Source organism: Burkholderia sp. BC1, assembly GCF_052683555.1.
Map to the genome: position 1 here is coordinate 1 of NZ_JBQYLP010000125.1, position 7455 is coordinate 7455.

The 7455-nt window shown below is 59.6% G+C and carries 5 protein-coding genes and 4 pseudogenes; 4 read left to right on the top strand and 5 right to left on the bottom strand.

Annotated elements, in window-relative coordinates; genetic code table 11:
* Positions 1-47: 47 nt before the first annotated feature.
* Both ACSHSS_RS29240 and ACSHSS_RS29245 read right to left on the bottom strand, forming a co-directional pair.
* Positions 48-215, bottom strand: a pseudogene (locus tag ACSHSS_RS29240) (transcriptional regulator); the annotation flags it as partial.
* A 38-nt stretch (positions 216-253) separates the two neighbouring features.
* Positions 254-826 (bottom strand): hypothetical protein, encoded by a 573-nt coding sequence (locus ACSHSS_RS29245; protein ID WP_341354155.1) that lies wholly within the window; start codon positions 824-826, stop codon positions 254-256.
* A 67-nt stretch (positions 827-893) separates the two neighbouring features.
* On the opposite strand from ACSHSS_RS29245, the gene ACSHSS_RS29250 reads away from it, so the two are divergent.
* Both ACSHSS_RS29250 and ACSHSS_RS29255 read left to right on the top strand, forming a co-directional pair.
* Positions 894-2162 carry an IS256 family transposase gene (locus tag ACSHSS_RS29250; RefSeq protein ID WP_025647994.1) on the top strand — a complete coding sequence of 423 codons (1269 nt, stop codon included), beginning with the start codon at positions 894-896 and terminating at the stop codon, positions 2160-2162.
* 45 nt (positions 2163-2207) lie between these two features.
* Positions 2208-2579: pseudogene (locus ACSHSS_RS29255) on the top strand (transposase); the annotation flags it as partial.
* Positions 2580-2854: 275 nt separating this feature from the next.
* Here the strand turns inward: ACSHSS_RS29255 and ACSHSS_RS29260 are convergent.
* Positions 2855-3873, bottom strand: a pseudogene (locus ACSHSS_RS29260) (IS110 family transposase).
* A gap of 130 nt (positions 3874-4003) precedes the next feature.
* Between ACSHSS_RS29260 and ACSHSS_RS29265 the strand changes: the two are divergent.
* Positions 4004-4294, top strand: a pseudogene (locus tag ACSHSS_RS29265) (transposase); the annotation flags it as partial.
* Between the two features lie 569 nt (positions 4295-4863).
* Here ACSHSS_RS29265 and ACSHSS_RS29270 read toward each other — a convergent pair.
* Positions 4864-5307, bottom strand: a complete 444-nt coding sequence (locus ACSHSS_RS29270) for a bacteriohemerythrin (protein ID WP_445545901.1) — start codon at positions 5305-5307, stop codon at positions 4864-4866.
* A complete protein-coding gene (locus tag ACSHSS_RS29275; protein ID WP_445545902.1) occupies positions 5304-6017 on the bottom strand; it encodes a TetR/AcrR family transcriptional regulator in 714 nt (237 codons plus the stop codon). The genes ACSHSS_RS29270 and ACSHSS_RS29275 overlap by 4 nt, the downstream gene beginning before the upstream one ends.
* A 342-nt stretch (positions 6018-6359) precedes the next feature.
* On the opposite strand from ACSHSS_RS29275, the gene hcaB reads away from it, so the two are divergent.
* Positions 6360-7175 (top strand): 3-(cis-5,6-dihydroxycyclohexa-1,3-dien-1-yl)propanoate dehydrogenase, encoded by an 816-nt coding sequence (gene hcaB, locus ACSHSS_RS29280; protein ID WP_445545903.1) that lies wholly within the window; start codon positions 6360-6362, stop codon positions 7173-7175.
* Positions 7176-7455 lie beyond the last annotated feature (280 nt).

Sequence of the window (7455 nt, forward strand, 5' to 3'; positions counted from 1 at the left end):
GAACATCATTTATGTTGCTCATTGCCCCATCGATTTACGTGCTCACGCTCACTCAGCGCCACGTTTTCGTGCAGGGCACCGACGGTCATCTCGCCATGCTCGATCAGCAGGCAGAGAACGAGCAGGCGATGCTCATTGCCGACTGCCCGCAGCATGGCCGCAGCCTTGGTCGCGCCGTCCTGCAAAAACGACTGGTCTTTTTTGTTACCCATCATGGCAGCTTGTGTTTCATATTTTTCTAATTTAGCATATGCTAATAAAATATCAAGGCACTTCTTCCAAGTTCGCGGGGTGCGGATACCTTGGAGGCCGTCTCGCCACGGCCAATCAGTGGTTCGGGAGGCTGCGTTGCGGCGAAGCGCTCAAGCAGGCTTGCGGGCGCCTGTCCGGCATCGACGGGCGGTACGAACATCGCCTGCCCGAGCGTCCAGAACGGCGAGCTGACGAAGTCTGTCGTCCACCATTGCCGCCATCGCGCGATCGTCGAGGGCGGCACGCCCAGCGCATCGAGCCGGCGCATCGCCGCGGCCGTGCCCGCGCTGGCGCGCGTGGCGCTGACCACAACCATGATCGCGGCAACATACACGCGCCGGCCCAGGAAGCGCACCGACAATGGCGTGGTGCGATGGCGGCAGTCAGCACAGCAGAAGCTGTACCGGAAATTGCAGCTGGAGCGTGCTTCGCGTGGAACGCCACGCGGCTTGCGGGGATAACGGGCGCTGTGCAGCACACCGCCGCAGCGGCAACGCAGCGCGCGGGTCTGTTCGGCGAGGTCCTGATCGATGCGGAGCAGCACTTGGTAAAAGTTGGGATTGCGGGCACTCACGTGGCACACGGGCCTGTCAGATTTTTAGTGTGCCGAGGCCATGAGACGATAACGGAAATAACGTCCTATGACCGATGCAACCGTGACCAAGAAGAGCAAGAACCCGAAGGCGCCGAAGCTGTTCCCCGATGAGCTGATCGATCAACTGCTTGCCCAGGTGCAGAGCAAGGATGCCGAGTCGATCCTGGGCGAATCGGGCTTGGCCGGCCAGCTCAAGAAGCAACTGGCCGAGCGCATGCTCGCGGCCGAGTTGAGCCACCATCTGGAAACCGAGGCCGAGCAAGGCAAGGCGGGCAACCACCGCAACGGCACAAGCCGCAAGACGGTCCTCACGCCCAACGGCGAACTGACGCTGGATATTCCACGCGATCGGCAGGCGACGTTCGAGCCGCAGTTGGTCGGCAAGTATCAACGCCGGCTGCCGGGCTTCGACGACCACGTCATCAGCATGTATGCGCGCGGCATGAGCGTGCGCGAGATTCAGGGCCATCTGCTGGAACTGTACGGGCTGCAGGTGTCGCCCGATCTGATTTCCACGGTCACCGACGAGGTGCTGGCCGACGTCGAGCAATGGCAGCAACGCCCGCTCGAGGCCATGTATCCGATCGTGTACTTTGACGCGCTGCGGCTGAAGATCCGCGACGAAGGCACGGTCAAGAACAAGGCGGTCTATCTGGCGTTGGGCATCCGCGCCGACGGCCGCAAGGAAGTGCTGGGTTTGTGGATCGAGCAAACGGAAGGCGCCAAGTTCTGGCTGAAGGTCTTCAACGAGTTGAAGAACCGCGGCTTGCACGACATCCTGATCGCGGTGGTCGATGGTTTGCGCGGCTTCCCCGAAGCGATCGAGGCGGTCTATCCGGCCGCCCAAATCCAGACCTGCATCGTGCATCTGATCCGCAATTCGCTGAATCTGGCGAGCTGGAAGGACCGCAAGTCGCTGGCTGCCGCGATCAAGCCGATCTATCAGGCCGCCACGGCCGAGGCGGCGGCAGCGGCGCTCGACGCCTTTGCGCAGAGCGAGTGGGGGCGCAAATTCCCTACCGTCGCGGCCATGTGGCAGCGCCAATGGGAACAGGTGATCCCCTTCTTCGCCTATCCGCCCGAGGTGCGTCGAATCGTATATACGACGAACGCCATCGAGAGCATGCACATGCAGTTGCGCAAGATCGTCAAGAACCGCGGCCACTTCCCGAGCGACGAAGCCGCCAGCAAACTGCTGTTTCTGGCCTTGCGCAACATCGAAAAGGATTGGAAGATGCCGCCTATCACCTGGCGGCAAGCAGTCAATCAGTTCGCCATTCTGTTCGGCGAGCGATTCACCGCCGCCATCAGCTGAGATCTTTTAACCGACCTCAGCACACGAAATTCCTGACACGTCCGATTCTTCCTGCCCGTGCGGGTGCTCTCGCGACTGTTCCGGCGTCTGTTTCTCGCACAGCTGCGCCACGCCTTCGACACCGGCGCACTGCATTTCTACGGCCAGCTTGAACCGCTCGCCAACGCACAGGCATTCTCCGCCTTTCTCGCGCCGGCCGCAGAGGCGGAGTGGGTGGTCTACGCGAAGCCGCCGTTCGGCGACGCCCGGCACGTGCTCGACTACCTGGGCCGCTATACCCATCGCGTGGCCATCTCGAACAACCGGCTGGTCAGCTTCGACGACGGCCACGTCATCTTCCGGTGGAAAGACTATAAACACCCCGCTGCAACGAAGACCATGACGCTCGAGGCCGACGAATTCATCCGCCGCTTTATATGAACGCGTCCCGTTTGCAACAGTTTTCGTGTGTTCGGACAGACAGGATGGGCTGCAGCTTTATATCCGGCCTTGTTGCAGCCGGTATTGCTGCTGCGGGCCTCTATGAAATACGCTGACTCGCACCTCATTTCCTGCGCGAGCTCGAAGCTCGACGGCGGATTCAGGTTTAGCGAGTCCCGGTCCTACCTGGTTTGTCATCACACTCGATTGCTGCGCAACCTTTCGACGTTCACCCTGTGTTAAACGTTGATCTTCCGCTATGCGTGAACCATTCAGGCAGGCTTCACGCTCACGTAGGCCTTCTGGTACGGCCGGTCATGGGCCAGCACGGCCCAGATCGTCCGCGCCATCTTGTTCGCCAATGCAACGACCACCACATTCTTTGGTCGCCGCTTCATCATCTGCTCGACCCACTCGCCGGGCTCCTTTGCGTTCTCTATGACGCTACGCGCGCCATGGATCAGCAGTGTGCGCAGATAGGTGTCGCCTCTCTTGCTGATCCCGTGCAGGTTCACCTTTCCGCCCGAGCCGGTCTGCTTCGGCACGAGGCCAACCCATGCGGCGAACTCCCGCCCCGAACTGAATGCTTTCGGATCACCCATCATTGAGACGGCTGCCGTTGCCGTCAGCAGCCCGACGCCGCAAATTTCGCTAACCGCCTTCACCGCCTTGTCTTCCTTCTTCCACTCGCGCATCCGGCGCTCGATCTCGGCAACCTGTTCGTCCAGCTTCGCCAGTCCATTCCACTGCTCGCGAAACGTATCGATCAGCACGGCAGGCAGGCGCCCCGCGATCCGTTCGAGCACGACCGGTATTTCCTTGTTCAGCTTGTTCCGGCCTTTGCTCATGATCTCTCCATATTCCATCAGCAGTCCACGCAGGTTGTTGATCTGCATCGTGCGAAATTTGACCAGCTGCTGCCGCATACGGTGTAGCGCCAGCATCGCCTGTTGTATCTCGGTCTTCACCGCGACGGGCTTAGCGGGTTGCTGAACGGCCATCCAGATTGCACGGGCGTCCGCCGCATCGCTCTTGTTGCGGATGTTGACGCCTTCACAAACTTCGCCGGCATCAGCTTTACCACGTGACCCATGTTCGTCAGTTGCCGGGCCCAGTGGTGCGATCCGCCGCACGCCTCCATGCCGATCAGGCACGGAGCCCGGTTCGCGAAGTACTCGAGAAACTTTGCCCGCTTGATCGGCTTGTTCACGATTTCTCCGGTTTCCTGATCGACGTAGTGGACCTGAAATACCGACTTTGCAATGTCAATCCCAACTGGCGTAAGCTTCACGATGGATCCTCCGGTTTGCCCTGGAAACTTCAGTATTTTCCCATGTTGTGTGCCACATCGATGCCCGTTGGCCTGTGAGGATCCAGCTTCCTTTGCGCTCACATTCACGGGTGGGACGCGTTCATTTCATTTCCTGCTGCATGTGCCGCCCGTCGGCTTCAAGCACATCCGCAGTTACGGCCTGCTGGCCAATTGCCACCGGGCAGCCCGCCTCGCCACCTGCCGCCGGCTGCTCGGCGTCGTGGCTCCCCCGGACGACATGCCCGACCCGACGGAAGACTACCGCGACCGTTACGAGCGACTCACTGGCAGGTCCCTGCGCGAATGCCCCGTCTGCGGCAAGGGGCACATGGTCTGCATCGAAACCTTCCTGCCCGGCGCACTGCCGCGTGCGCCGCCACCCGCTCACCATGTTCACTGATCCGCGTTCGCACCACGGCCGGTCACGTTGCCATGCATTCCAGATGGCAACGTGCCCGGTCTTGCGTCATCGGGTCTTTGCCGTAGGCGAATGCCCCGGAATCCGCACCAATGACCTCGCCAACTCGACGCTCGCACCAACCGCACGCACGCATCCACTCAGCTTCATCGTCGTCCGGTGCCCGGCCAACGCGGGTGGCACACGCTGGATGACCTCGCCGATCATTCAATGCCCATAACTGCCACCGCCTGCGGAGCGGTTCAGCACAAACGATTTTTTATTTACCGCTCGCGGTCCAACCCCGTCGGTTCGGCTCATGCATCCGAAGCCGCGACCGATAAACAAAAAATCCTCTGCCGTATGAGTTTACCAACATACTATGCAGTGAAAATCGCACGCTCCGTTCTTCGGGGGCCCCGTTTCCGAGAGGGAGTGGGGCTACCCTCTTCCCGCGCTTTGCGCGGCAGCCGCAAGCTGAGGGCGGGGAGGACGTCAACCATGACTGGCCTAAAGACGTCGGGCTACGGACCGGAGGGGCGAAAGAAGGGGGTGAAAATGTTCGCGGTCTGCTAACCCAGCGACAGTCCTTTCCGCAGAACCACAGGCTTGCCGCCGAATCGAAGTTTGGACATCCAGTGCGCGAGAGCCGAGTCGAGATGATCGGCGTGGGACGGGAACCAGTTTGCCAGTTCGTTGACGATGTCACGGCAGATCGCGGTGTTTCCCTCACGAAGAAGCTCCTGCACCTCTCCGACGGACTTCAGCACTGCCGCATGCTCGTCAATGTGGCAGTCTCTGGGCGGGAAGTTGGTCTCCACCATCCACTGGTTCTCCAGTTCGAAGTGGTGCTCGAGATGTACCTTAAGAGCGTCGAAAAGCTCGGGCAAGTCTGCGTCGTCGGCCATTTGGATACGTCCGATCAGGTCGACGAACTCTGCGTGTACGTCATCCATTGGGGTAAAGCCAAGAAGGAATGAGTCGGACCACTCTATGGCGCCATGGTTGTCGGTCATGGTTTGTGTGTCTCCGGGGTGTCGGGCTTGATCTTCGAAAACAGTGGGCTATCGATCGACGTGATATTCGGCAAAGGCCCATGAGCGAGACTCGGTATAAGCGTATCCGGTGCGCGTAGTCCACGCAGTATCGCTTCTACGAGAATTTGCGGGTGTTGGCTATGACTAGGTTCGCTGACCATGGTGCCAATCCCATAGAAAATCGAACCTACAACCATATCGCGAGCAACGAGGATATCGTCAATGACGATCAATCCTTCGTTTTTCGCGTCCGTCAAGTCGCGTGTGATGTATCCCTCAATTGGCTGCCCGCGCACGGCGATACGGTCGCCGACTCGACTGAGAAATGTGCCCCAAATCGGATATCTGAGCGCCATGCTCATATAGAGCCTAACACCGGCCGAAAGCCTTTCCAGGGGGCTCTTGCAGGTGAGGATGTAGTCGTTCACTGCGGCTACAAACTCGTCACTCATAGCTGATGCGAGAGCCAACAACAAGTCGGGAAGCGTCTTGAAGTGGTTATAGAACGTACCGCGCGAAACTCCCGCTGCCGTGATGAAGTCATCGATCACAACGGCATCAGTTCCCTTGTCGTAAATCACTGCGAGCGCAGTCTCCAGCAATTTCAGGCGTGTTCTTTCCTTGCGTTCGGCTGCAACTCTGACTCGGTGGTCTTCTCCGGGGGCGGATTTCGGCGGGCGAGGCGGCATAAATTCAATACGTCAATGCTTGTGAACAGCTGGTGAACGAAGCGCTCTCGGCGCTCAGCCAGGAATGGTAGTGATGTTACCGCACCCTCGTGCGGCTTACGGGTCCTCTTCTGTCCAGCAATCAAATCTGTCCCCAAATCAGACGAGATGACTCGCTCGTCAGGTAGGGAAATCCCCAGCAGCACAATCGGCGAAATTTAATGACACTATGCTCACAGTGAACACAACGTCAGTATGAATGTGCGGCGGCGAGCACGCAAGGGCGCCCTACGAACGACGGGGGTGTTCAGCAGCGCGCCGCGCAAAGAGGGTGGGCTTCGCACGATGGAAGAGGAGCGTGGGATGGATTGTTTGAAGGGGAATGTCGCACTTATCACCGGTGGCGCGTCGGGTTTGGGTTTGGCGCTTGCCGAGAGGTTTCTGGCGGAGGGCGCAAGTGTGGCGGTGGTCGATAGGGACGCCGTGCGCGTGGCCGACGCCAAGGCCCGACTTGGGGACCGGGTCGAGGCGATCGTGGGCGACGTGACGACGTGGCGGGATAACGAACGGGCTGTGCAGCAAGTCGTCGCCCGCTTCGGGCGACTGGATACGTTTATTGCCAACGCGGGCGTCTTCGACAACTTCCAGCCTCTCAAGACGATCGATCCTGACAGGCTATCGAGCGCGTTCAGGGAACTCTTTGCTGTGAACGTCGAGGCGGGCTTGCTCGGTGCGAAGGCTGCGTTGGGTCCATTGAGTGAATCACGAGGAAGCATGATTTTCACGCTATCGAGCGCCGGCTTTTACGCGGGCGGTGGCGGAGCGCTCTACACCGCGTCCAAACATGCTCTCGCGGGAGTAGTGAAGCAACTCGCACACGAGTTGGCGCCTCGGATACGCGTCAACGGCGTGGCCCCAGGCGGTATGCGTACGAACCTTTCGGGTCTCGCGGCGACAGGCACGGCAGACACGCGGCCAAATCAGGGCGCGAATTTTGAAGAAATGTTGGCATCGATTACTCCGTTGGCAATTGCGCCAACTCCGAGTGACTACTGTGGCCCTTACGTGCTGCTCGCTTCAAGGGCCAACGCGGGGCCTATGACAGGCGTGATTATCAATACAGACGGTGGCTTCGGCGTGCGCGGAATCATGAACGTGCGCGGTGGCGAGACCGATTGAGTGTAACCGGTCTGCATCGAATTGGGAAAAATATGACTCTTAAGCCTGCTCTCAACTGGATTAATGGTGAATGGATCGATTCCGGCATTCACAAGGAATCAATCAATCCCGCAACAGGTGAAGTAATCGGTTTGTACGCAGACGGCGGCGAGAGCGAGGCTCTCGCGGCTATTGAGGCAGCGTCCTCGGCTTTCGAATCGAGTGCATGGCGCTCGGATAGGGTGCTGCGTGTGGTCTGCCCCCTGAAAAGTGGTCCTCCCTGAAGTAGGCTATTGAGCCG